Raw genomic sequence first — 22,021 nt, forward strand, 5'->3', positions numbered from 1 at the left:
CACAAACTAGGAGAATCCCATGCTGCGCATGACCAACCTGAGCAAGGTGTACCGCACCCACATGATCGAGACCCACGCGCTGCGCGGTTTCGAGATCGAAGTCAAGCAGGGCGAATTCGTCACCGTGACCGGCCCCTCCGGTTCGGGCAAGACCAGCTTCCTGAATATCGCCGGCCTGCTGGAAGAATTCACCTCGGGCGAATACATCCTCGACGGCGTCAACGTGAAGGGCCTGGACGACAGCGCCCGCTCGCGCCTGCGCAACGAGAAGCTGGGCTTCATCTTCCAGGGCTTCAACCTGATCCCCGACCTGAACCTGTTCGACAACGTCGACGTGCCGCTGCGCTACCGCGGCTTCAACAAGACCGAGCGCAAGGAGCGCATCGAGGATGCCCTGGCCAAGGTCGGCCTGGCCTCGCGCATGAAGCACTTCCCGGCCGAGCTGTCCGGCGGCCAGCAGCAGCGCGTGGCGATCGCGCGCGCGCTGGCCGGTTCGCCCAAGTTGCTGCTGGCCGACGAACCGACCGGTAACCTGGACACGCAGATGGCGCGCGGCGTGATGGAACTGCTGGAAGAGATCAACGCGGCCGGCACCACCATCCTGATGGTGACCCACGATCCGGAGTTGGCGGTGCGCACCCACCGTAACGTGCACATCATCGACGGCCAGGTCTCGGACCTGGTGCGCAAGGGCCCGACCCTGGTCGACAAGTCCGCCGTGACTGCATAAGGACGACCAGACCATGTTCTCCTACTACTTCAAGCTGGGCGTGCGCAGCCTGCGCCGCAACCCCGCCCTGACCGCCCTGATGGTGCTGACCCTGGCCATCGGCGTGGCCGCCAGCGTGTCCACGCTCACCATCCTGCACATGATGTCGGGCGACCCGATCCCCGCGAAGAGCGACCGGCTGTTCGTCCCGCACGTGGACAACGGCCCGGTCGAGGGCTGGGCGCCGAGCGACGGTCCCAACGACAACCAGCTGGGCTACATCGACGCCGCCAATTTCATCAAGAGTGGCCAGGGCGAGCGCCGCACCGCCATGTACGGCGTCTACCAGCCGATCGAACCGCCGCGCACCGACATCCCGGCCTTCACCGCCTCCGGCCTGGCCCCGACCCGCGACTTCTTCGCGATGTTCGATGTGCCCTTCCTGCACGGCCAGGCCTGGACCGAAGGCGACGATGCGCGTGGCGCCGACGTGGTGGTGCTGGGCCGCGCGACCGCCGAGAAGCTGTTCGGCGAGGCCAGTCCGGTCGGCAAGCAGATCAGGGTCGGCGGCTTCCCGTACACGGTGGTCGGCGTGTTAGACAACTGGAATCCGCTGCCGCGCTACTACCGGCTGATCGGCGGCAGCCGCTTCGGCAACTCGGAAGAATTCTTCATCCCGTTCTCGACCGCGCTGCGCCACGAAATGGGCCACAACGGCAGCATGAACTGCAGCGCCAACCGCGACCCGGGCTTCGCCAACCTCCTGACCTCGGAGTGCACCTGGATCCAGGCCTGGTTCGAGACCAGCAGCAGCAGCGACCGCGCCGAACTGCAGACCTGGATCGACAACTATGCGAGCGAGCAGCGCAAGCTGGGCCGCCTGAAGCGCAATGCGCCGAACAAGCTGTACGACGTGATGGAATGGATGGAGCACATGAAGGTCGTCGGCAACGACAGCAAGCTGTCGGCCTGGCTGGCCTTCGGCTTCCTGATCCTGTGCCTGGTCAACACCGTCGGCCTGCTGCTGGCAAAGTTCTCGGTGCGCGCATCCGAGATCGGCGTGCGCCGCGCACTCGGGGCTTCGCGCCGCGACGTGTTCCAGCAGTTCCTGATCGAGACCGGCGTGGTCGGCCTGGTTGGCGGTGTGCTCGGCCTGGTGCTGTCCTTCGGCGCGCTGGCCCTGATCGGCATGCAGAGCAAGGGCATGGCGGCGGTCGCCCGCATGGACTGGCAGATGCTGATGCTGACCTTCCTCATGTCCGTCACCGCCGCCATCGTCGCCGGCCTGCTGCCCACCTGGCGCGCCTGCCAGGTGACCCCGGCCATCCAGCTGAAATCGCAATAAGAACGAGAAACGAGAGAGACCATCATGGAAATCAAGCCCATCCTGTCCGCGCTGATGCGCAACAAGACCGGTCCGATCCTGGTCGCGCTGCAGGTCGCGCTGAGCCTGGCGATCCTGGCCAACGCCCTGCATGTCGTCAACGAGCGCCGTGAAGTCGCGGCGCGCCCGAGCGGCCTGCTAGATGAAGCCGCGACCTTCTACTTCAACGTGCGCAACCTGAACAGCGACGGTCCCGAGCAGATGCTCGCCACCATGAAACGCGAAGCCGATGTGTTGCGCGCGGTGCCGGGCGTGGTGTCGGTGGCGAACGTGTCGCAGATGCCGATCTCCGGCAGCGGCAGCTCGAACAGCGTGGCGCTGGATCGCCGCCAGTCGCGGGAAAGCGCGATTACCTCGATCTACATCTCGGGCGACTCGCTGGTCAAGACCTTCGGCCTGAAGATCGTCGAAGGCCGCGACTTCCTGCCGCATGAAATGGTGGACATCAACGAAAACGAAAACCGCGACCTGCCCAAGCAGCTGATCATCTCGAAAGCGCTGGCGGACAAGCTGTGGCCGGGCGCTTCCGCGATCGGCAAGACCTTGTACTTCGGCACCGGCGAGGACGCCCAGGGCACGCAGGTGGTCGGCGTGGTCGAACGGCTGCAGTCGGCCCATGGCGACGTCGGCGAACGCGGCGAATGGTCCGCGATCACCCCGGCTCGCCTGTACGGCAACCCCGGCGCCCTGTATGCCGTCCGCGCCGAAGCGGGCCAGCGCGACCGCGTCATGAAGGAAGCGGAAGAAGCGCTGCGCAAGTCGTCGGCGACGCCGATGATCCTGGAAGCCAAGACGGTCACGGACGACCGCCAGAAGCGCTACCGCGGCGACGTCGCCCTGTCGTGGATGCTGATCACCGTCAGCGTGCTGCTGCTCCTGATTACCTGCTCGGGCATCGTCGGCATGGCCAGCCTGTGGGTCACCCAGCGGCGCAAGCAGATCGGCGTGCGCCGCGCCCTGGGGGCGCGCAAGATCGACATCCTGCGCTACTTCATCACCGAGAACGTCATGATCACCAGCGCCGGCGTGTTCGGCGGCGTGCTGCTGGGCCTGGGCCTGAACCACCTGCTGGTGACCAGGCTGGAGATGGCGCGCCTCCCGGCCGAGTACCTGATCGGCGGCGCGGTCGTGTTCTGGGCGCTGGGCATCCTGGCGGCCTACGGTCCGGCGTGGCGCGCGGCCAGCATTTCGCCGGCGACCGCCACCCGCAGTGCCTGATGGCAAACAACCAGTGCTAAACTTGCCCTCATGCCCACTGTACTGATCATCGACGACAACGCCGCGGTCGCCATCGCGCTCGAGGTCCTGTTCTCCCTCCACGACATCGCCGCCCTGCGCGCGGCCTCGCCCGAGGAAGGGCTGGACATCCTCGGGCGCGAGCACGTGGACCTGGTCATCCAGGACATGAACTTCACGGCCGACACCACGTCCGGCGAGGAAGGCGTGGCGCTGTTCCGCGAAATCCGCAAGCGCCACCCGGACCTGCCGGTGATCCTGCTGACCGCCTGGACCCACCTCGATGCCGCGGTGGAGCTGATCAAGGCCGGCGCCGCCGACTACCTGTCCAAGCCCTGGAACGACGAGCGCCTGCTTACCACGGTGACCAACCTGATCGAGCTGGGCCAGGCCAACCGCGCCCTGAACCAGCGCCTGCAGCGCGAGCGCAAGGCCAAGCGCGAGCTGGAACAGAACTTCGACCTGCGTGGCCTGGTCTGGCAGGACCCGGCCACCGAGCGCGTGCTCACCCTGGCCTGCCAGGTGGCGCGCGCCGACGTGCCGGTGCTCATCACGGGCCCGAACGGCACCGGCAAGGAACGCATCGCCGAGATCATCCAGGCCAACTCGCAGGTGGCCGACGGCCCCTTCGTGGTGCTGAACTGCGGCGCCCTGCCCTCGGAACTGATCGAGGCCGAGCTGTTCGGGGCCGACGCCGGCGCCTATACCGGCGCTTCCAAGGCCAGGGAAGGCAAGTTCGAGGCGGCCGACGGCGGCACTCTGTTCCTGGACGAGATCGGCAACCTGCCGCTGGCCGGCCAGATGAAACTGCTGCGCGTGCTGGAGACGGGGCGCTTCGAGCGACTCGGCTCCAACCGCGAGCGCCAGGTGAAGGTGCGCGTGATCAGCGCCACCAATGCCGATCTGGGCGCCATGATCCGCGCCGGGACCTTCCGCGAAGACCTGTTCTACCGCCTGAACGTGATCGAGCTGCGCCTGCCGCCGCTCGCCGCGCGCCCGGGCGACATCCTGCCGCTGGCACTGTCCTTCCTGCGCGGGAAGACCCTGCACCCGTCCGCGGAAAGCGCCCTGCAGGCCCACACCTGGCCCGGCAACGTGCGCGAGCTGAAGAACGTGATGGCGCGCGCCAGCCTGCTGGCGCAAGGTGAGGTCATCAAAGCCGCCGATCTCGGCCTGCCGGTGGCGGTGGCGTCCACGCCGGACACCGAGCCGGACCGCGACGCCATCGTGCAGGCGCTGGCGCGCGCCGGCGGCGTGGTGGCGCAGGCTTCAAACGAACTGGGCCTGTCGCGCCAGGCACTGTACCGGCGCATGGAGCGGCTCGGCATCGCCAGGCCGGCATGAAGCGCACAGGGTTCCGGCTCTCGCTGGTCACGCGCTGGTCGGCGCTGGTCGGCACCCTGCTGGCCCTCGGCATGCTGATCGCGCTCGGGCTGGACCACCTCTTCCCCGAGCATCCCGCGCTGGTCTTCTTCACCTGCCTGGTGGCGATCGTCCCGATTGCCATCATCACCATCCGCACCCAGATCCAGCCGATCCTGTCGCTGTTCCGCGCCCTCGAGGGCACGGTGGCGAGCTACCGCGACGGCGACTTTTCCTTCAGCCTGCACTGGCCGCAGAACGACGAGCTGGCCGACCTGATCGCCGCCCACAATGACCTGGGCCAGGTGCTGCGCGAACAGCGCCTCGGCCTGGTGCAGCGCGAGCTGCTGCTCGACACCATGGTCCAGAACACCCCGGTGGCCATGCTCCTGGTGACGGACTTCGCCACGGATACGGGCACCTCGGCCGGCACCATCGTCTACGCCAACCTGGCCGCGCGCCAGCTGCTGTCCGAGGGCCGCAAGCTCGAAGGGCACGGACTGGGCGCCGTGCTCGAGACCGCGGCCCCTGCCCTGAAAGAGGCGCTGGCGCGCGGCGGCGACGGCCTGTTCACCGCCGGCGAATCCGAGGAAGAAGAGGTCTACCACCTGGCGCGCAGCAGCTTCACCCTGAACGGCCGGCGCCACGAACTGCTGCTGCTGCGCCACCTCACCACCGAGCTGCGGCGCCAGGAAGTGCAGACCTGGAAGAAGGTGATCCGCGTGATCAGCCATGAACTGAACAATTCGCTAGCGCCGCTGGCCTCGCTCGCGCACTCGGGCGCGGAGCTGGTGCGGCGCGGCCAGACCGAGCGCCTGCCCCAGATCCTGCAGACCATCGGCGAGCGCACCCGCCACCTCGAGACCTTCATCCTGGGCTATGCGCGCTTCGCCAAGCTGCCCACGCCGCGTCTCGAAGCTCGCCCCTGGGACGTGTTCATCGACGGGCTGGCCGACCAGGTGCCGTTCCGCCTGCTCGGCGACTTGCCGCAGGAGCCGGCCTGGATCGACGCCCCGCAGATGGAGCAGGCCCTGCTGAACCTGCTCAAGAACGCCCACGAATCCGGGTCGAAGCCCGACGACGTCGCGCTGCAGGTGCGCCGCGTGCAGGGCGCCCTGCGCATCGACGTGCTGGACCGCGGCACCGGCATGAGCGACGCGGTGCTGACCAACGCCCTGGTCCCCTTCTATTCCACCAAGCGCAGCGGCACCGGCCTCGGGCTGGCGCTGGCGCGCGAGATCGCCGAGGCCCACGGCGGCCGCATCTCGCTCTCGAACCGCGAGGGCGGCGGCCTGGCCGTCACTCTCATCCTGCCGGCGCTGCCGGCCCTGTCGGGCCCCCACACCCCATGAGCATGAAAGGATGCACATGCTGAAGATCATCGGCAAGGACACGTCGATCAACGTGCGCAAGGTGCTGTGGACCTGCCGCGAGCTCGGGCAGCCCTTCGAGCGCGAGGATTGGCACGAGGGACACGCCGTGTTCAACCCGAACCGGCTGGTGCCGGTGCTGGTGGACGAGGGTTTCGTGCTGTGGGAATCGAACACGATCTGCCGCTACCTCTGCAATCGATATGGCGCCGGCGCACTGCTCCCTCCAGGCGCGCGCGACCGTGCCCGCGTCGAGCAATGGATGGACTGGCAGGCCACCGACCTGAATACGGCCTGGCGCCCTGCCTTCATGGCGCTGGTGCGCAGGCACCCGGCCTTCCAGGACCCGGCGCAGGTCGAGGCCAGTATCGCCGCCTGGAACCGCCACATCGGCATCCTCGATGCCCAGCTGCGCGCCACCGGCGCCTATGTCGCGGGCAGCGCCTTCACGCTGGCCGACGTCGTGCTGGGACTGTCGGTGAACCGCTGGATGATGACGCCCATGGACAAGCCGGACTTGCGCCACGTGGCGGCCTATGTCGAGCGCCTGAGCGAACGGCCGGGTTTCCGCGAGTTCGGGCGTAACGGCATTGCCTGAAGCGCTCTGGTAAGATCGGCTTTCACCGCCGCTCCTCTGCCATGCCGCCTTCCTACGCCCGCATCGATCCCCGTTTCGCCCAGCCTGGCCATCCGCCCGCCACCATCGACGAGTTCGACGGCGTGCGCTTCCTGCACCTGGGCACCTCCTGGGTGCAGGGCGCGATGCGGCTGTCCAAGCCGGACGCGATCGAGCTCGAATACGTCCAGATGATGATGATGTGGACGCTGTTCATCCAGAACCCGCGCCGCATCGTGCAGCTGGGCCTCGGCAGCGCGGCCCTGACCAAGTTCTGCTACCGGCGCTTTCCCGGTGCACGCGTGAGCGTGGCCGAGCTGAACCCGAACGTGATCGCCATCTGCCGCGCCCTGTTCGGCCTGCCCGAGAACGACGCGCGTCTGGACGTGCGCGAGATGAACGCGCTCGACTTCGTGCTCGATGCCGGCAACCACGGCCAGGTCGACGTGCTGCAGGTCGACCTGTACGACCACGAGGCCCGCGGACCGGTGCTCGATTCGCTGGATTTCTACCAGGGCTGCTACGACTGCCTGAGCAGCGATGGCATCATGACCGCCAACGTGTTCGGCCACTTCGACAGCTACGACAAGAACCTGCTCACCATGCAGCAGGTCTTCGACGCCGTGGTCTGGCTGCCCGAGGTGCACGATGCCAACATCGTGGTGCTCGCCTTCAAGAACGCGCCGGAGCTCGATTTCTCGGTGCTGTACGAACGTGCCGGCGAGATCCGGCGCCACCTGAACCTGCCGGCCAAGAAGTGGGTGGACGGGCTGAAGGAGTGGATGCGCGACCACGCCTGAGGTCGCGCAGCGGCAGCTCAGTGCACCAGCGCCCCCTCGGCCTTGCCAGCGACAGCCTCGCTGCTAGCACAGGTGGTCCTCGCTTGCCATCCCCTTCTCATCAATACACCGAATCACGTAAAACTGTTGTGTCTTGCACAGTTCACACTTGTATTTACGCATTTCCTTGTTCAGAATCAATTCGCCACGGTTATAAGAGACCTAGTTTTTGTGATGGCGTAATTCAATTCTCAACAAGGGGACAAGATGGTGAAACACGCAGAAAAGCAGGTATTACTGGTGACCGCGCTGGTATCGGCGATGGCATCGGCGTTCGCGCAGGAAGCAGCGGGCGGCCAGGGCCAGGGACCGAAGGACACGGCAACGGTGGTCGTGCTGGGCTCGCGGACCCAGGCCAAGACCGCACTGGACACCGCCGTGCCGGTCGGCCTGATCAGCGCGAAAGACCTCCAGTCGGCCGGCTCGCTCGAACTCGGCAAGGTGCTGCAAGACCTTGACCCCTCGTTCAATTTCACCACGACTTTTATCAGCGACGGCACCGATATCATCCGCCCCGCCACCCTGCGCGGCCTCGGCCCCGACCAGCTGCTGGTGCTGGTCAACGGCAAGCGCCGCCACCAGCAGGCGCTGGTCAACGTGCAGCAGACCATTGGCCGCGGCTCGGCCGGCACCGACATCAATGCGATCCCCCTGTCCGCCATCCAGTCGATCGAAGTGCTGCGCGACGGCGCCGCGGCGCAGTACGGCTCGGATGCGATCGCCGGCGTGATCAACATCGTGCTGAAAAAGGGCGTGACCGACACCCAGTTGAGCGCCAGCCTCGGCACCACCAAGGAAGGCGACGGCGACACCTATGCCGCTAGCGCGCATAAAGGCTTTGCCCTCGGCGCCAACGGCGGCTACATGAACCTGTCGGTCGAAGGCCGCGACCGCGACGAAACCAATCGCGCCGGTCTCGACACCGCGCGCGTCAACCCGCCGCGGGTCACCCAGCGCATCGGCGACAGCAAGGCCAAGGACGCCTACCTGTGGCTGAACGCCGCGCTGCCGGTGGGCGGCGGCGAGCTGTACGCTTTTGGCGGCGCATCCCGGCGCAAGGGCGATTCGTCCGGCTTTTTCCGCACCGCCGACGACGCGCGCAACGTGCCGGCCGTGTACCCGAACGGCTTTCTGCCGAACATCATCACCACCGTCAAGGACGCGTCGCTGGGCCTGGGCTACAAGCACGACCTGAGCGGCGACTGGAGCGTGGACCTGAGCGTCAACCACGGCCGCAGCGAGCTCGGTTTCCACGAGCGGAACTCGATCAACGTCAGCTACTACTACGAGAACGGCAGCTCGCCCCTGGAGGCCGACACCGGCAAGCTGAAGTTCGACCAGACCACGCTGAACCTGGACTTCAAGGGCTCGGTCGACGTCGCCGGCGCCCCGCTCCACATCGGCGCCGGTGTCGAATGGCGCCGGGATAACTACCAGATCGTGGCCGGCGACCCGGTCTCCTACCAGTACGGCCGCAGCAACGACCCGCGCAAGATCATCCGCGACCAGAGCGGCGGCATCGCGGCATCCGGCATCCAGGGCTTCCCGGGCTACACCCCGGGCACCGAAGTGGACGACGGCCGCCACAACACCGCCTACTACGTCGACCTGGAACGCAAGCTTGGGGATGCGCTCTCGCTCGGCGCGGCCCTGCGCCATGAACGCTATTCGGACTTCGGCAACACCACCATCGGCAAGCTGAGCCTGCGCTACGACCCGTCGCGCACGATCGGCCTGCGTGCCAGCGCCTCGACCGGTTTCCGTGCGCCGGGCGTGCAGCAGAAGTTCTACAGCTCGGTGTCGACCAACCTGAACGCCGCCGGCGTGCTGACCGAAACCCTGACCGCGCGCGAGAACAGCGCCGTGACCCGCGCCTTCGGCATCGCCCCGCTGCAGGAAGAGACCTCGAAGAGCGCCAGCATCGGCATGATCCTGCGCCCGACGAACAACTTCTCCGTGACGGCCGACCTGTACCGCACCAACATCGACGACCGCATCGTGTTCTCGTCGAACATCGCGCCGGAGTCGGGCCCGTGCACCACGGCCGCCACCTGCCCGATCCGGGCCATCCTCGACCCGCTGCGCGTGGGCCAGGCGCAGTTCTTCACCAATGCGATCGACACCAGCACCACCGGCTTCGATCTGGTGGCCCAGCACACCACCCGCGGCCAGGGTTCGACCCTGGTGCTGTCCGGCCAGCTCGGCTTCAACCGCACCAAGGTGAAGGACCGCCATTCGCAGTCCTCGGTCTTGACGGGCGCCCAGTTGTTCGACGACACCCAGGTGACGCTGATCGAGAAGGGCCAGCCGCGCCAGCACCACGTGGTGGCCGCCGACTACACGGTCGGCCAGTGGAATGCGACGGCGCGCGCGAACTACTTCGGCGAGGTGGAAGGCCAGGGCTTCACGCCGGGCTTCATCCAGACCTGGTCGGCGAAGTGGATCGTGGACCTGACCGGGCGCTACAACTTCACCAGGAAGCTGAGCCTGACGGCGGGTGTCAACAACCTGTTCGACACCTATCCGACCAGGTGGGACCCGGTCAAGGCGGCGCCCTTTCCGCAACTGGGCTTTACGCACTGCTGGGAAACTTGCCCGTTCGGGATCAATGGCCGGTCGTACTACGTGAAGGCGGATTACGCGTTCTGAGCCGAGGCTGCGGCCCCGACCTGTGCTTGCCGCAGGTCGAGGATGCATCATCTGGAAGCGGCGGCTCAGTGCGCCGATGCGCGTTCGCCGTCGAACGCGTGGACACGGTCGCGTCCGCTAGCCTTTGCGTTGTACAGCTCCCGGTCGGCATGCTTGATCACGATCCCGATCTCGTCCCCATTGCAATGCTGGGCGACCCCGAACGAGGCGGTGACGGCCAGTCCAGCCGGCCAGTCTTGCCGGTGCAGCGCTTCGCGCAAGGATTCGGCGACCAGCTTGGCCTGGTCGCCCCTCGTCATCGGACAGATGATCAGGAATTCCTCCCCGCCCCAACGCACCAGTTGGTCCGACGAGCGCACGCCGGACCGGACCACCTGAGCGAACTTGCGCAACACTTCGTCACCGACGTCGTGACCGTGACGGTCGTTGATCATTTTGAAATGATCGATGTCGATGAAGATGACCGACATCGGATCAGCCATCAGTGTCGACGTACTGATCAACACCGCGCGCAAGCCCTGGCGGTTCAGTACGCCGGTCAGTGGATCGATATGGGCCTGGCTGGCCAGCTCCTGGGCTTCCAGTTCCAGCGCACGGTTGATTTCTCCGAGCTGCTTCAAGGCCGCGTCGCTTTCGCGGAGTTGCTTGCGTAGTGTCATGGCGGCAGCCAATGGCCAGCTGACCGCGAACAGGATCCACATGACGACCAAGCCGATCAGCAAGGTATTCTGGCTGATCATTTTCCCGTGCAAGCGGATGGCGCGAATGTCATACAGGTGCTCGCCCGCTGCCACGCCGGCTGGCGTCGACAGTTCCAGGCGAACGATGTTGTCGATGCGTGTGGACGAGTGCTCGAGAGGCGGTTTGGCGAGCTCTTTCCACCATTGGGCGACAACGAACCAGGAGGTCGGAACGAACAGCGATTCATTTGCCGGGATGTCAATGGCGTCGACCTGGTTGATCTTGTAGGTCTGCCATTGGCTCGATACCGTGAATCCCTCTTCGGAATTAACAAGCATCATGCCGAGCCTTGCAGGACCAGCTCCTTGATACGCAATATCGAGCGTGATATGACTTATCCGAGTCATGTCGATACCCTGGCTTACCGAACGTTCGAGGATCACATTCAGTTTGCAATATGGCCAGTCGGCCACCTTGACTATCCTGCAACGAAATAGCGCATGACCGCCGTTGCGCTCGATGCTGGCCTCCGACTTGCCGCTGGATATCCGGTCGTCCTCTGCATACAGTTCGAAATGCGGATCGATAATGTCGACGACACGCTCCATCCCGTAGTGCTGCCAGCACAGCAAGGCCATAGTCACCAGCAGCAATGCAATGAAGGAGGTACGCGCGAGAGTGGAAACTTGCGCAAGATTGAGAACGAAAGAATCTCTAGCGGACATACGTATTTGTCGAAAAAGCCGGGCGCTACCGAAACCGATAAGCCAAAAAGACAAATAGTATGTGTGTTATTTCCATGTGGCAATGCATGTTGCCATTTTTGCGTATTTATGCCGCATGCCGTTGCGTAGGCACCACCCTTTGTCCGAGCAGAGGAGGCGATGTTTCCTTATTTGAAGGCGTCTTGTTTGCCTTTGAACCATTGGGCAAGACCGGCGACAAACTCCGGGAGATGGTCTTTGTCAGGTGTCCGCAGCGCGTGCCCGGCCTTGGGATACTCGATGAACGTGAAGTTTTTATTGGGGCGTGCAGCGAAATAGTCGCGCAGCTTGCGGCCTGATTCGATCGGGACGCTGTCGTCTTTTTCGCCCATGGCGGCGACGATCGGGATAGTCAAAGCCGCGTAGGCCGACAGCGGATCGTAGAACAGGTGCGAACTCCAGTAGCGATACGAGTTGCCGAAGAACTCCTTGTCGACGTTGTGCGGATCCGCCTTGATGGCAGCATAGGTCTGGAGTAACTGCTCGCGCGTGAACAGCGTTGCATAGGGCGCGACGCCACGCGCGTTAAAGATCAGGAATTCTTCGCTTTGCGGCAGGCCGCCGCTGCCACCCGTGGCAAGCCAACCAATTTTCGCGCTACGCGCAGCAACGATCGGGGCGACCATGCCGCCTTCGGAGAAGCCAAGGATTGCCAGCTTGCGCGCCGCAAGCGCCTTCAGGCGGGGCTCCTTGTCGATGAATGCCAGTGCGTCCTCGACCCGGCGCTCCAGGAAATCCGCGCGGCGATAGGCCGCCGAACAACGCGTGCCATCGTCGCCCTTCTCGATGCCGGCTTTTTCAAGGAAGTAGACATCGACAGGCGCCGGGTAGCGCTGGAAGAAGGAGGGAACGCGCTGGCCGAACGCGCGGCAACCAGATCCGCTGATCAGGAGGATGGGAACCGCATTTTCAGCAGCCCCGGCATCATGCAAGCGGAAATAGCGGCGCTGCTGGCCGTCGATCTGCACCGTTCCCTCGTCGAGCCTGTGTTCGGCTGGGATCTCGAGGACTTCCAGCACCCGGCTCGCGCCTACTCCCACCTTTTCACCGCCACCCATCAGGAAGATGCGGTTGCCGACGACAGCCGCGCCATGTCCGTGCCGTGGCGTCGGCATGGCCGGCAGGGCCGACCAGCGGTCCGTCTTGGGATCGTAGACCCAGGCATCGGGAAACACCTTGCTGGCCGGGACGAACTGTTCGCCGCCGAAGGCATACAGCTTGCCGTCGTAGGCGGCCGCAGCCAGGCCGCCCTGGGCCTGCGGCATCGGCGCCCTGGTCTCCCAGCGCTTTGTGGCCGGATCGTAGACCTCCAGCGTCGCCAGATTGACCGGGCGCTGCCTGCCATCGGCCTGCTCCATCATTTGGCGGCCGCCCACCACATAGATCTTGTCGTCGATGACGGCGGCGGCGGCGCTGTTGCGCGCGCTTGGCGCGTCGGGAATGCGCTCCCAGCGCTTGGTGCGCGTGTCCAGCGCCTCGCCTCGGGCGGTATCCGCGTGGGCGTTGATGTGGGCCGCCTCCACGCTGGTCGGGACACGCCCGCCGATGAAGTAGATCCTGTCCTTGACGGTAGCGACCACGCCTTCGGCCCGCGGCTGCGGCAGCGACGGGCCGGCCGACCACCGGTTGGCCTGGGCGTCGTAGACGAACACGGTCGCATGGGCGCGCCAGTCCGGAATGGCGCCGGAGAAGCCGCCGATGCCGTAGATCCTGCCGCCGGCCTCGGCCAAGGCGATATGGTGCCGGCCTTCCGGCAAGGGCGCGAGCGTGGTCCAGCGGCCCGCTTTCACGTCGTAGGCTTCGACATGGTCGGTGAAGCCCGGCGGCTGCGAGAGCACCCCACCTGCCACGATGATCCTGTCGCCCAGCACGGCGGGATAGATTTCCTGCCGCGCGATGGCGGCGTCGGGAGCCCGGGACCAGCGCACTGCCGGCGTCGCGTCGGCGACTGCCTGCGCCGCGGCTTGATATGGGGTGGCAAGCAGGGCCACGGCCAGCACGGCCGGCAGCATCGACTTCACTTTGTCTCCTTCGATCAGCGGCGCTCGCGCCACCAGAGCAGCAGCATCGCCAGGGTGAACGCGAGCGCGAACGGCCAGGCCGGGAAGGCACGTGCGGCGCCCGCCAATGCAGTCGCCGGCGTACGCGCGGCATAGCGCGCGGTGGCATCGCGCCGCTGCGCCGCCTGCCATTGCGGCCAGTCGCCCGGCGCGTAGACGTAGACCGCATGCGTGCCCGCCTTCGCATCCTCTACCCGCAGCCAGCCCGACCGCTCCGGCCAGACGGCCACGCAGGCGGCATCGACACGCGGCGACCAGGTGCGCGTGAGTTTCAGGTCGGGGAAGGATACGTCACCCTTCACGCCGCGTGCGCACAGCTCCATGCGCTGGCCCGGCAGCGGCAGTTCTTCCGGCTCCAACCATTCGACTTCTTTCGACACGTCGATGCCCACGCGGTCCAGCACGCCCTGCCACCACAGCGCCAGCGCCTGCGGTTCAGTGATCGCATGGCGGTGCCATTCGGCGGCGCCGAGCCAGGCGATGCGGCCCTTTTGCCAGCTGCGGGTCCACACCATGTCGTCCGCGCCAAGCCACTCGCCGGCGTCACGCGCGGCGGGGTTCAGCCGCGCCACCGGCATCTCCAGCGGCGCGTCGATCTTCTTGTCCGCCGGCTGCGGCAGCAAGCGCAAGCCCAGGGTGCGCGACCAGATGCCCGGGTCGTTGGCGTTCGCACCCAGCACCAGGAGCGGCAGGCCGCCGGCAACGCGGCCCAGCAGCGCCGAGCGTTCCGCGCTGCTTGCACGCTCGAACCAGGCGGCATCGATCACCAGCAGGTTCGGCGCCTTCATCTCGGCCAGAGGCAGTTCGGTGCGCGTGATGGCGCGGCCCAGCACCACCTGCCAGTCGAGCAGCGCACCGCTGCCGGCCAGCAGCTCGTTCAGCGCGCGCAGGTCGAAGGACGGCGCGCCGAAGCGGCCCTGCACCTGCAGGATGTTCGGTTCCCTGATGGTCAAGGGCACCGGACCTTCGGCGATGGTCTTGCCGGCGCCATCCAGCAGGCGCGCCCTGAGCACAAGACGCTCGGCCAGCGGCGGCACCCAGTTCACCACCAGGTCGCCGGTGCCGCGCGCATCGGCGATCACCTGGCCGTTCTCGGCCAGCAGCTGCAGGCGTGCATCTGTCTTATCGTCACGCTGCACCCGGAGCGTGAACGTACGGCCGAGCGCCAGCTGGCGCGGGTAATGCAGGCGCAGGGTGCCGCCTTCCGGGCGCTGCCACTGCAGCGGCAGCGCGGGCAGGTCGTTCCACTGGGCGGCGCGCAGGCCGTCGCCGTTCACTGCAAAGGCGCGCACGCCCTCCAATGCCGGCGCAGGCGCGGCTGGATCGAGCGTAAGGGTTCGGCCTGCATCGCCCGGCATGCGGATGCCGGCCGCGAACAGGCCGAGCGCCGCCGCGGCGACCAGCACCAGCAGCGCGTCGATGAATTTTCGGCGCCAGGCGTAGAGGCTGGCGCTGGCGATGCCCGCAAGGCCAATCAGGGCCAGCATCAGGTTGGTGCTCATCATTATTTCGCTCCCTCACGCCAGGAGCGTATGAAGGGCGTCTCGACCACCGGCCTGGCCTGCAGCAGCACCTGGCCCTGCCCCGCCCCCTGGCGCAGCCAGGCGCGCAGCACCGGACGGCAGGCTACACAACCGTCAAGCACGTCCTGGATCGCCTTCTGGGCCGACAGGCGCTGGTCGTCGTCCTGCAGGCGCTCGCGCACCCAGTCGTGGGCGCTGCGGGTCCACAGTGCCGGCAGCGGGCCGTCGCCGGACAGCGCCTGCACCAGTTGGCCAAGGTCTTCCGGCACCCGTTTGTCGGCGCCACCCTGTTCGCGGCGGTAGCTGGCGGTGCCGTCCATGTCGCCGGTCATGCGCTTTTCTTCCTTGATCGGCGGCGGCACGAAGGCGGTCTTGTGCAGGTAGATGCGCTCGGCCTGCTGCAGCTCCTTGATCGCTTCCAGCGCCTTGTGCTCGGGCGCCAGGGCCACCTTCGGCGTGATCGCGCGCAGCGCCTTCTCGGCATCCCACATCGCCACCAGCGCGCGGCGCAGCACCTTTTTCGTATCTTCGTCGTACAGCGTGGCGTTCTCGGCCTCGTCGTGGGCGTGGCCATATTCGTGCAGGATGTCCTGGGTGCTTCCCTCGCCGCGGCCATGGTCGTGGCCGTCGTCCTCGCCGTGTTCTTCCTCGCCATCCGTAAACAGCGAAGATTCCTCGCCCAGGAACTGCCCGTAGCGGCGGCGCAGCGTGCCCTGGTCGCTGGCGATCTTCTGGCTGCGCTCGATCACCTCGTCCTTGGCGATCTTCTGGGTGCGCATGTCGGCGATCAGCTGCTCGGTATCGATGATGATCTGGCGCTGGCTGCGCAGGCTCTGCGGCTTGACCAGCATCGGCATGGCGGCGCTCTCTTCTTCCGCTTCTTCCGCGGGCGCCGGCAGGCGCAGGGTATAAGTCGGCGACTGCACGGTATGCGGGCGCGCCGCGTTGTCGGTGGCGCGCACGAAGAAATACAGCTCGTCACCCGGCTCCATGCCCAGTTCCGCCAGCGACCAGTTCTTGGACCAGTTGCGCTGCTTCGGGTCGGGCGAGCCCGGCAAGGGCATCTCTCGGTCGGTGAAGCGGATGTTCTCGCCGCTGCCGCGCGCCAGCGTCATGTGCAGGGTAGCGCGCTTGATCAGGTAGTCGTCACGCACCTTCACGCCCATGGCGGCGCTGGTCGCCGTATCAAGCAGCTCCTGCACCATCTGGGCCGGTGCGGTGATGGTGATTTCCGGCGGCTGGTCGGGAATCACCTTGACCGTATAGCGGTTGCCGCGCCAGCGCCAGAACACGGATTCGGTGGCAGTCCAGCGGGCGCACGCCTTGCCCGGCTTGAGCACATGGCCGGTACTGAGCTCGATGCTTTCTTCCGCAGCCGACGGGCCCTTCAGGCACCAGGTCATCACGGTCTGCTCGGGCACCTGCAGGTCTTTCGGCGCCGATTCGATCGGCGCCACGCCGGTATAGGCCGGCGGCGCGGTACGCACCACCAGCTGGCCCGGTACCTGCGCCGCGATCGCCGCCGGCAGCTTGCCCGGTGCGGCGACATCGCCCTGCTGCGGCGCGGCCGTGGCGAACCAGACCGCCGCGGCGGCGGCCACGCTGCCCAGCAGCCAGGGCACACCAAGCGTCACGCGGCCGCGGGCGATGCCGCGCAGTTGCCGGTTCGCGAGGCTGGCATCGAGGCGCTCGAGGATGCGGCGGCGCTGCAGCTGGGCGACCGGCGTCGGCGCATGCTCGAGCAGCGCGCTGCTGTCTTCCATCTCCGGGACGGCGCCATCCAGCCAGGACGTCCATTCGATACCGACACGGCGGCGCAGGATGGCCCAGTCCCAGGCGCACCACATGCTCCAGGCGATCAGGCCCGGCGCGGAGCGGATGAACAGCCACGGCAGCGCACCGGCGATCCACAGGGGCAGCCGGCGCAGCTGGGCGGCACGCCAGACGCGTTTGACGATCTCAGCGCCGTCTTGCATGCGTGAGACTCCTTTCGAGTACGAACAATGCCAACAAGGCGGCCATCAGCATGTCGCGCAGCGCGCCGCTCGGTTCCGGCGCACGGGCCGTGCCGGACGCTTCGAACACGCGCGAGGGCGCGGTATGGCTTGGGGGACCGGCGTGCAGGCGCTGCCAGTTGTCCAGCAGCGTGCGCGCGGCATCCGCCGTCTGCGGCGGCCAGGCTTCGGAATGCCAGACGCGACCACGTGAACTGTCGGCGTAGCGCAGGCCGTCTACCTGCTGCGCCTTGCCCAACTCGGGGAAGGCGGCGATGTCGGTGACCAGCCACAGCGGTGCGCGCAGCGATGCCGGCGGCGCCTCCTTGCGGTCCCAGACGATGAGCGAGGTCGTCGCGCCCGGCGCCGCGTCGATGGCGATTCCTTCCAGGGCGAACACGCGGCGCCACTGCTCCGGACGCTCGCTGGCGATATGGACGCGGCGCTCGACGCTTTCCGGCTGGCGCGCCAGGGTGCGCAGTTCGATCCTGCGGCCGAACTCCGGCAGCAGCGCCGGCATCGGCACGTCGCCCAGCACCAGCAGGCGCGCTTCCGGGCGCCACTCGCGCTGGTGGGCGCGCAGCCAGGTGATCGCCTGCTCCGCCGGCATGCTCAGGCGGTCGGCCTTGGCCAGCCCGGCCTGCGCCGCCTGGGCGTCGGCCCATTCAGGATCGGTACCGTTGGCGACGATCACGGTGTCGCCGCGCCAGGGCGTGACCGGGTCGGCCAGCCAGGCGATGAGGGTGGCCAGCAGCAGGCAGCGCACCAGCAGCAGGAGGATGTCCTTCCAACGCCATTCGCGGGTCTGGCGCGGCTCGGCGCACGGCAAGAAACGGCTGGTGGCCAGCAGCTCGGCCTTGTGCTGCTCGCGCTTGCGGCGATGCCACCAGACCGGCAGCAACAGGATCGGTAATGCGAACCACCACAGCTGGTTCATGAGCGGCTCCCCGGACGGCGCAGGGATGTTGGATACAACATCCGGCGCAGGATCTCACCGGGCGACTGCTCGATGCGCGCGGACACGATCGGAATATCGCTCTTGCGGCAAGCCGCGGTGACGATGGCGAAGTGCGCCTCTCGGTTCTGGCGATAGCCTTCCTTCAGGTCGGCGCCGAAACGGTACACGCCCGCTTCCTGCTCCGGATCGCGGTAGGCCAGGTTCGAAGAAAAGCTGGCGTCCACTTCCGCCTGCGTCTGCAGGCACAGCACGCGCACGTCGTGGCGCATGCCGCGCAGGCGGACCAATGCCTGCGACAGCGGCGACGGCCAGTCGAGCAGGTCGCTGGCCGCGAAGATGACACTGGGGGATTGGGCGAAGTGCAGGCTAGCGCGCAGGGTGTCGGCGTCCGGCAGTTCGCCCTCGGCCTGCACGCGGCTGAGCTGCAGCAGCACGCGCTGCAGCTGGCGCGGTCCGCGCATCGCCGGTGTGAACTGGACCTTGCCGCCGTTCAGGACGGCCAGTCCGAAGGCGTCGCCCTGGCGCTGGGCGATCGCCGCCACACAGCCGAGCAGCATGCGCGCATAGGCCAGCTTGTCGACGCCTTCCACTTCGCGGCTGGGCTCGAGCATCGAGGCGCTGGCGTCCAGCACCAGCCAGACCGCCACGTGGCTGTCGCGCTCGGCCTCGCGCACGAAATAGCGGTCGGCGCGCGCCAGCAGCTTCCAGTCGACGCGGCGCCACTCGTCCCCGGGCGCATAGGCCCGGTATTCCGAGAATTCAACGCCCGCCCCGCGCTCGCGCCCGGCGTGGATGCCATGGCCGAGCCCCGCCAGCACATGGCGGATCACGAGGTCGAGCTTCTGCGTGTGCGCGATCAGCGCGGTCTTCGCCAGCGACAAGATTAATCGACCCGGATCTCGTTGCGCAGGGATTGCAGGATGTCGGCGATGGCGATGCCGTCGGCCTCGGCCTCGAAGTTGCGCAGCACCCGGTGCGCCAGCACCGGCAGCAGCATGGCCTGGATGTCGTCGCGCGTGACCGCCAGGCGCCCCTGCATCAGGGCGCGCGCTTTCGAAGCCAGCACCAGGGCCTGGCCGGCGCGCGGGCCGGCGCCCCAGCCGACGTGCTGCTTGACCGCCGCCACCGTGGTGATGGCAGGACGGGTGTTGCGCACCAGGCGCGTCGCGTAGCGCAGCAGGTGCTCGCCGATCTCGATGTCGCGCACCAGCTGCTGCAGGCGCAGCAGGGTCTCGACCGTCATCGCCGGCTCGGCGTCGTCCAGTCCCGCGTGGGTGGTGCGCGAGACCATCAGCACCTCCTCGTCCTCGGTCGGATAGACCACGTCGATGCGCAGCAGGAAGCGGTCGAGCTGGGCTTCCGGCAGCGGATAGGTGCCGGCCTGCTCGATCGGGTTCTGGGTAGCCAGCACGAAGAAGGGGCGCGGCAACTTGTGCGTGGTGCCGGCAAACGTCACCGCACGCTCCTGCATCGCTTCCAGCAATGCCGACTGGGTCTTGGGCGGTGCGCGGTTGATCTCGTCCGCCAGCAGCACCTGGGTGAACACCGGGCCTTGCTGGAAGCGGAACACGCGCTGGCGCGTCGTGGTGTCTTCTTCCAGGATCTCGGTGCCGACGATATCCGAGGGCATCAGGTCCGGCGTGAACTGCACGCGGCGAAATTCCATGTCGGTGGCCTGCGCCAGCGATTTCACCAGGAGGGTCTTGCCCAGGCCCGGCACGCCCTCGACCAGCGCATGGCCGCCGGCCAGCAGGCAGGTCACCAGCAGGTCGACCACGTCTTCCTGTCCGATGATCACGCGCGCCATGCTGGCCTTCAATGCGTCGATTTTCGCCGTCAGCTCGGCAATTTCCGTTTCACTCCACGCTACCACTTCACGTTCAGCCACCGCTTACGCTCCCAACGCATATTGAATGATATTGACCGCGAAGCGGGTGTTGTCGACCGCGAGAAACCGCTTGTTGCGGAAGTCGTAGTCCCACTCGCATCCGTAGTCCTTGTTCGAGTACAGCAGGCGGATGCGCCCGCCGAACTCGATCGCCTTCAGGTACTCGTGCACCAGGTCGTCGCCCCAGCCATTGAGTTCCCCGCCGGTGGTCGGCGGCCCGTCGAACTTGAAGAAGCAGGAATACAGCGGGTGCGTATTCGGAATCTTCTTCAGGGCGGAGGCGCCGAAAATCTTGACCATCTCGGCCTCGAAGGACTTGGCGAACAAGCCGTCGATGTCGTGGTTGCAGTCGTCCACGAAGACGAAGCCGCCGCCACGCACGTATTTCTCGAGGTTGCGCCGTTCTTGCGGGGTGAACTGCACCAGTTTGTGCCCCGCGAAATAGCAGAACGGCGCCTGCAGCATCTTCGGATCCGACAGGGCGACGATGCGCTCCGCCGGATCCACCCGCAAGGTGGTGTACTCGACGAGCGAGTTCAGCACGTTGCTGGGCATACGGATATCCACGTCCCAGTCGCCCGATTCGTAGCTCAGGCGCGTGAAGTAGAAATCGTAGTTCGCCATCAGTGAAAGCCCAAACTCAGACCGCGTCGGACAGCGAGGTGAAGTTGAAGTCGCGGACCTTCATCGGCGGCAGCACCATCTGGAACGGCACCTCGTCGCCACCGATGATCTCGGGCTTGCCCAGCTCGTCGATGTTGTTGAGGATGGTGACCGGGCTTTCGTTGAAGCGGAAGTTCTTCACCGGGTGCTTGATCTTGCCGTTCTCGACATAGAAGGTGCCGTCGCGGGTCAGGCCCGTGATCAGGAGCGACTGCGGGTCCACCATGCGGATGTACCAGGTACGGGTGACCACGATGCCCTTCTTGGTATCGGCGACCAGCTCGTCCAGCGACTTGGTGCCGCCGGCCATGATCATGTTGCCATGGCCCGCGGTGGCCTGGTTGCCGGTCTTCTGCGCCCAGAACGGCGAGTAGCCGAGCGAAGCGACGCGGCCGTTCTTGATCAGGTCGGTGCGCTTGCGGGCGAGCATGGTCTGGTTGTCCCACGGGGCCACCGGCACGTCCGGATTCCACGGGTCGGCCCAGATATTCACCTGCTCGTCGAACAGCTTCTCGCCCAGGCGGTTGCCGCCGCCCTTCTTGGCCAGGAAGCTGCGGCCTTCGTCCGCGGCGCGCGCGCCAAAGGAGCTGAACATGTTGCCCAGGATTTCCGAGGTGGCCGCCGGTTCCAGGATCACGGTGTAGCGGCCCGGCTCCAGCGCCTTCGCATCGACCGAACGCAGCGCCTTGTCGATCGCGATCTCGGCTGCTTCACGCGCGTTGAAGCGGCGCGCATCGACCGCCGAGCGGGTCACCCAGCCCGAGCCGCGGCCGTCTTCGGTACGCGCGGTGCAGGTGAAGGACAGGTCGGTGAATTCCTGGAAGCCGAACACGCCCTTCGAGTTGGCGATGCAGGCGAAACGGGTGCTGTCGGTGAAGAAGCCGGCGGTGACCAGCTTCTTGGCGCGCGCCTGGCCGATCGAGGCGGCCGCCACTTCGGCGCGGTAGGCCGGGTCGATGGCGGCGGTGCTCGGCACGAAGGTCTTGGTGAGCTGGTATTCCTGCTTGCCGACGGCCGGCACGAACTCCGGATTCTCCGGCGCCAGGCGCGCCAGTTCCTCGGCGCGGCGCACGGCCTTTTCCAGCGACTTGTCGTCGAACTCGTTAACGACGGCGGTGCCGACGCGCTTGCCGAAGGCCACGCGCACGGCCAGCTGGGTGTCTTCGGTCAGGCCGGCGGTCGACACGCTGTTGCGTGCGAAGCGGATGTTACCGGTGCGATTGCCTTCGATCGAGACGCTGCACTCGTCCGCTTTCGAGAAACCGATCACGCGGTCGGCGATGCGTTTTGCTTCTTCCTGGTTCAGCTGTTTCATATTGTCCCCT

17 protein-coding genes are annotated in these 22,021 nt (G+C 66.7%); 8 read left to right on the top strand and 9 right to left on the bottom strand.

Annotated features, from left to right (window positions below; all coding sequences use genetic code 11):
• Positions 1-19 precede the first annotated feature (19 nt).
• The 8 genes from YWC_RS0121705 (at position 20) to YWC_RS0121740 (ending at position 10,165) form a co-directional block, all read left to right on the top strand.
• Positions 20-730 carry an ABC transporter ATP-binding protein gene (locus YWC_RS0121705; RefSeq protein WP_027867283.1) on the top strand — a complete coding sequence of 237 codons (711 nt, stop codon included), beginning with the start codon at positions 20-22 and terminating at the stop codon, positions 728-730.
• A gap of 13 nt (positions 731-743) precedes the next feature.
• Positions 744-2,054 (top strand): ABC transporter permease, encoded by a 1,311-nt coding sequence (locus YWC_RS0121710; RefSeq protein WP_027867284.1) that lies wholly within the window; start codon positions 744-746, stop codon positions 2,052-2,054.
• Between the two features lie 24 nt (positions 2,055-2,078).
• Positions 2,079-3,311, top strand: coding sequence for an ABC transporter permease (locus YWC_RS0121715; RefSeq protein WP_027867285.1), 1,233 nt, complete (start codon positions 2,079-2,081; stop codon positions 3,309-3,311).
• A 30-nt stretch (positions 3,312-3,341) separates the two neighbouring features.
• The gene (locus YWC_RS0121720; RefSeq protein WP_027867286.1) at positions 3,342-4,673 is read left to right on the top strand and encodes a sigma-54-dependent transcriptional regulator; all 1,332 of its coding nucleotides are present in this window, start codon (positions 3,342-3,344) and stop codon (positions 4,671-4,673) included.
• A complete protein-coding gene (locus tag YWC_RS30265; protein WP_036215390.1) occupies positions 4,670-6,043 on the top strand; it encodes a sensor histidine kinase in 1,374 nt (457 codons plus the stop codon). The genes YWC_RS0121720 and YWC_RS30265 overlap by 4 nt, the downstream gene beginning before the upstream one ends.
• A gap of 16 nt (positions 6,044-6,059) precedes the next feature.
• The gene (locus YWC_RS0121730) at positions 6,060-6,659 is read left to right on the top strand and encodes a glutathione S-transferase family protein (RefSeq protein WP_027867287.1); all 600 of its coding nucleotides are present in this window, start codon (positions 6,060-6,062) and stop codon (positions 6,657-6,659) included.
• A 41-nt stretch (positions 6,660-6,700) separates the two neighbouring features.
• The gene (locus tag YWC_RS0121735; RefSeq protein ID WP_027867288.1) at positions 6,701-7,477 is read left to right on the top strand and encodes a spermine/spermidine synthase domain-containing protein; all 777 of its coding nucleotides are present in this window, start codon (positions 6,701-6,703) and stop codon (positions 7,475-7,477) included.
• Positions 7,478-7,723: 246 nt separating this feature from the next.
• Positions 7,724-10,165: a TonB-dependent receptor plug domain-containing protein gene (locus tag YWC_RS0121740; RefSeq protein WP_027867289.1), complete on the top strand. Its 2,442-nt coding sequence runs from the start codon at positions 7,724-7,726 to the stop codon at positions 10,163-10,165.
• Between the two features lie 65 nt (positions 10,166-10,230).
• Here YWC_RS0121740 and YWC_RS0121745 read toward each other — a convergent pair whose 3' ends face one another.
• From YWC_RS0121745 to YWC_RS0121785, 9 genes are all read right to left on the bottom strand, one after another.
• Positions 10,231-11,571: a GGDEF domain-containing protein gene (locus YWC_RS0121745; protein ID WP_027867290.1), complete on the bottom strand. Its 1,341-nt coding sequence runs from the start codon at positions 11,569-11,571 to the stop codon at positions 10,231-10,233.
• A 167-nt stretch (positions 11,572-11,738) separates the two neighbouring features.
• Complete coding sequence (locus YWC_RS32250) at positions 11,739-13,622, bottom strand: Kelch repeat-containing protein (protein WP_169728146.1); 1,884 nt, start codon at positions 13,620-13,622, stop codon at positions 11,739-11,741.
• Positions 13,623-13,645: 23 nt separating this feature from the next.
• A complete protein-coding gene (locus tag YWC_RS0121755; protein ID WP_229413158.1) occupies positions 13,646-15,175 on the bottom strand; it encodes a hypothetical protein in 1,530 nt (509 codons plus the stop codon).
• The gene (locus tag YWC_RS34065) at positions 15,175-17,169 is read right to left on the bottom strand and encodes a DUF4175 family protein (protein ID WP_027867292.1); all 1,995 of its coding nucleotides are present in this window, start codon (positions 17,167-17,169) and stop codon (positions 15,175-15,177) included. Before YWC_RS34065 ends, YWC_RS0121755 begins: the two co-directional genes overlap by 1 nt.
• The gene (locus YWC_RS0121765; RefSeq protein WP_027867293.1) at positions 17,153-18,124 is read right to left on the bottom strand and encodes a BatA domain-containing protein; all 972 of its coding nucleotides are present in this window, start codon (positions 18,122-18,124) and stop codon (positions 17,153-17,155) included. The genes YWC_RS34065 and YWC_RS0121765 overlap by 17 nt, the downstream gene beginning before the upstream one ends.
• Positions 18,121-19,026: a DUF58 domain-containing protein gene (locus YWC_RS0121770; RefSeq protein WP_027867294.1), complete on the bottom strand. Its 906-nt coding sequence runs from the start codon at positions 19,024-19,026 to the stop codon at positions 18,121-18,123. The genes YWC_RS0121765 and YWC_RS0121770 overlap by 4 nt, the downstream gene beginning before the upstream one ends.
• Positions 19,027-19,028: 2 nt before the next feature.
• On the bottom strand, positions 19,029-20,033 hold the full coding sequence (locus tag YWC_RS0121775; RefSeq protein WP_027867295.1) for an AAA family ATPase: 1,005 nt from the start codon (positions 20,031-20,033) through the stop codon (positions 19,029-19,031).
• A gap of 3 nt (positions 20,034-20,036) precedes the next feature.
• A complete protein-coding gene (locus YWC_RS0121780; RefSeq protein ID WP_027867296.1) occupies positions 20,037-20,657 on the bottom strand; it encodes a DUF4159 domain-containing protein in 621 nt (206 codons plus the stop codon).
• 16 nt (positions 20,658-20,673) lie between these two features.
• A complete protein-coding gene (locus tag YWC_RS0121785) occupies positions 20,674-22,011 on the bottom strand; it encodes a TldD/PmbA family protein (protein ID WP_027867297.1) in 1,338 nt (445 codons plus the stop codon).
• Between the last annotated feature and the right edge of the window lie 10 nt (positions 22,012-22,021).

Source organism: Massilia alkalitolerans DSM 17462 (assembly GCF_000427785.1).
GTDB lineage: Bacteria > Pseudomonadota > Gammaproteobacteria > Burkholderiales > Burkholderiaceae_D > Telluria > Telluria alkalitolerans.

Coding starts and splice junctions, on each gene's coding strand:
- YWC_RS0121705 (WP_027867283.1), top strand. CDS start 20: ATGCTGCGCATGACCAACCTGAGCAAGGTGTACCGCACCCACATGATC.
- YWC_RS0121710 (WP_027867284.1), top strand. CDS start 744: ATGTTCTCCTACTACTTCAAGCTGGGCGTGCGCAGCCTGCGCCGCAAC.
- YWC_RS0121715 (WP_027867285.1), top strand. CDS start 2,079: ATGGAAATCAAGCCCATCCTGTCCGCGCTGATGCGCAACAAGACCGGT.
- YWC_RS0121720 (WP_027867286.1), top strand. CDS start 3,342: ATGCCCACTGTACTGATCATCGACGACAACGCCGCGGTCGCCATCGCG.
- YWC_RS30265 (WP_036215390.1), top strand. CDS start 4,670: ATGAAGCGCACAGGGTTCCGGCTCTCGCTGGTCACGCGCTGGTCGGCG.
- YWC_RS0121730 (WP_027867287.1), top strand. CDS start 6,060: ATGCTGAAGATCATCGGCAAGGACACGTCGATCAACGTGCGCAAGGTG.
- YWC_RS0121735 (WP_027867288.1), top strand. CDS start 6,701: ATGCCGCCTTCCTACGCCCGCATCGATCCCCGTTTCGCCCAGCCTGGC.
- YWC_RS0121740 (WP_027867289.1), top strand. CDS start 7,724: ATGGTGAAACACGCAGAAAAGCAGGTATTACTGGTGACCGCGCTGGTA.
- YWC_RS0121745 (WP_027867290.1), bottom strand. CDS start 11,571: ATGTCCGCTAGAGATTCTTTCGTTCTCAATCTTGCGCAAGTTTCCACT.
- YWC_RS32250 (WP_169728146.1), bottom strand. CDS start 13,622: ATGCTGCCGGCCGTGCTGGCCGTGGCCCTGCTTGCCACCCCATATCAA.
- YWC_RS0121755 (WP_229413158.1), bottom strand. CDS start 15,175: ATGATGAGCACCAACCTGATGCTGGCCCTGATTGGCCTTGCGGGCATC.
- YWC_RS34065 (WP_027867292.1), bottom strand. CDS start 17,169: ATGCAAGACGGCGCTGAGATCGTCAAACGCGTCTGGCGTGCCGCCCAG.
- YWC_RS0121765 (WP_027867293.1), bottom strand. CDS start 18,124: ATGAACCAGCTGTGGTGGTTCGCATTACCGATCCTGTTGCTGCCGGTC.
- YWC_RS0121780 (WP_027867296.1), bottom strand. CDS start 20,657: ATGGCGAACTACGATTTCTACTTCACGCGCCTGAGCTACGAATCGGGC.
- YWC_RS0121785 (WP_027867297.1), bottom strand. CDS start 22,011: ATGAAACAGCTGAACCAGGAAGAAGCAAAACGCATCGCCGACCGCGTG.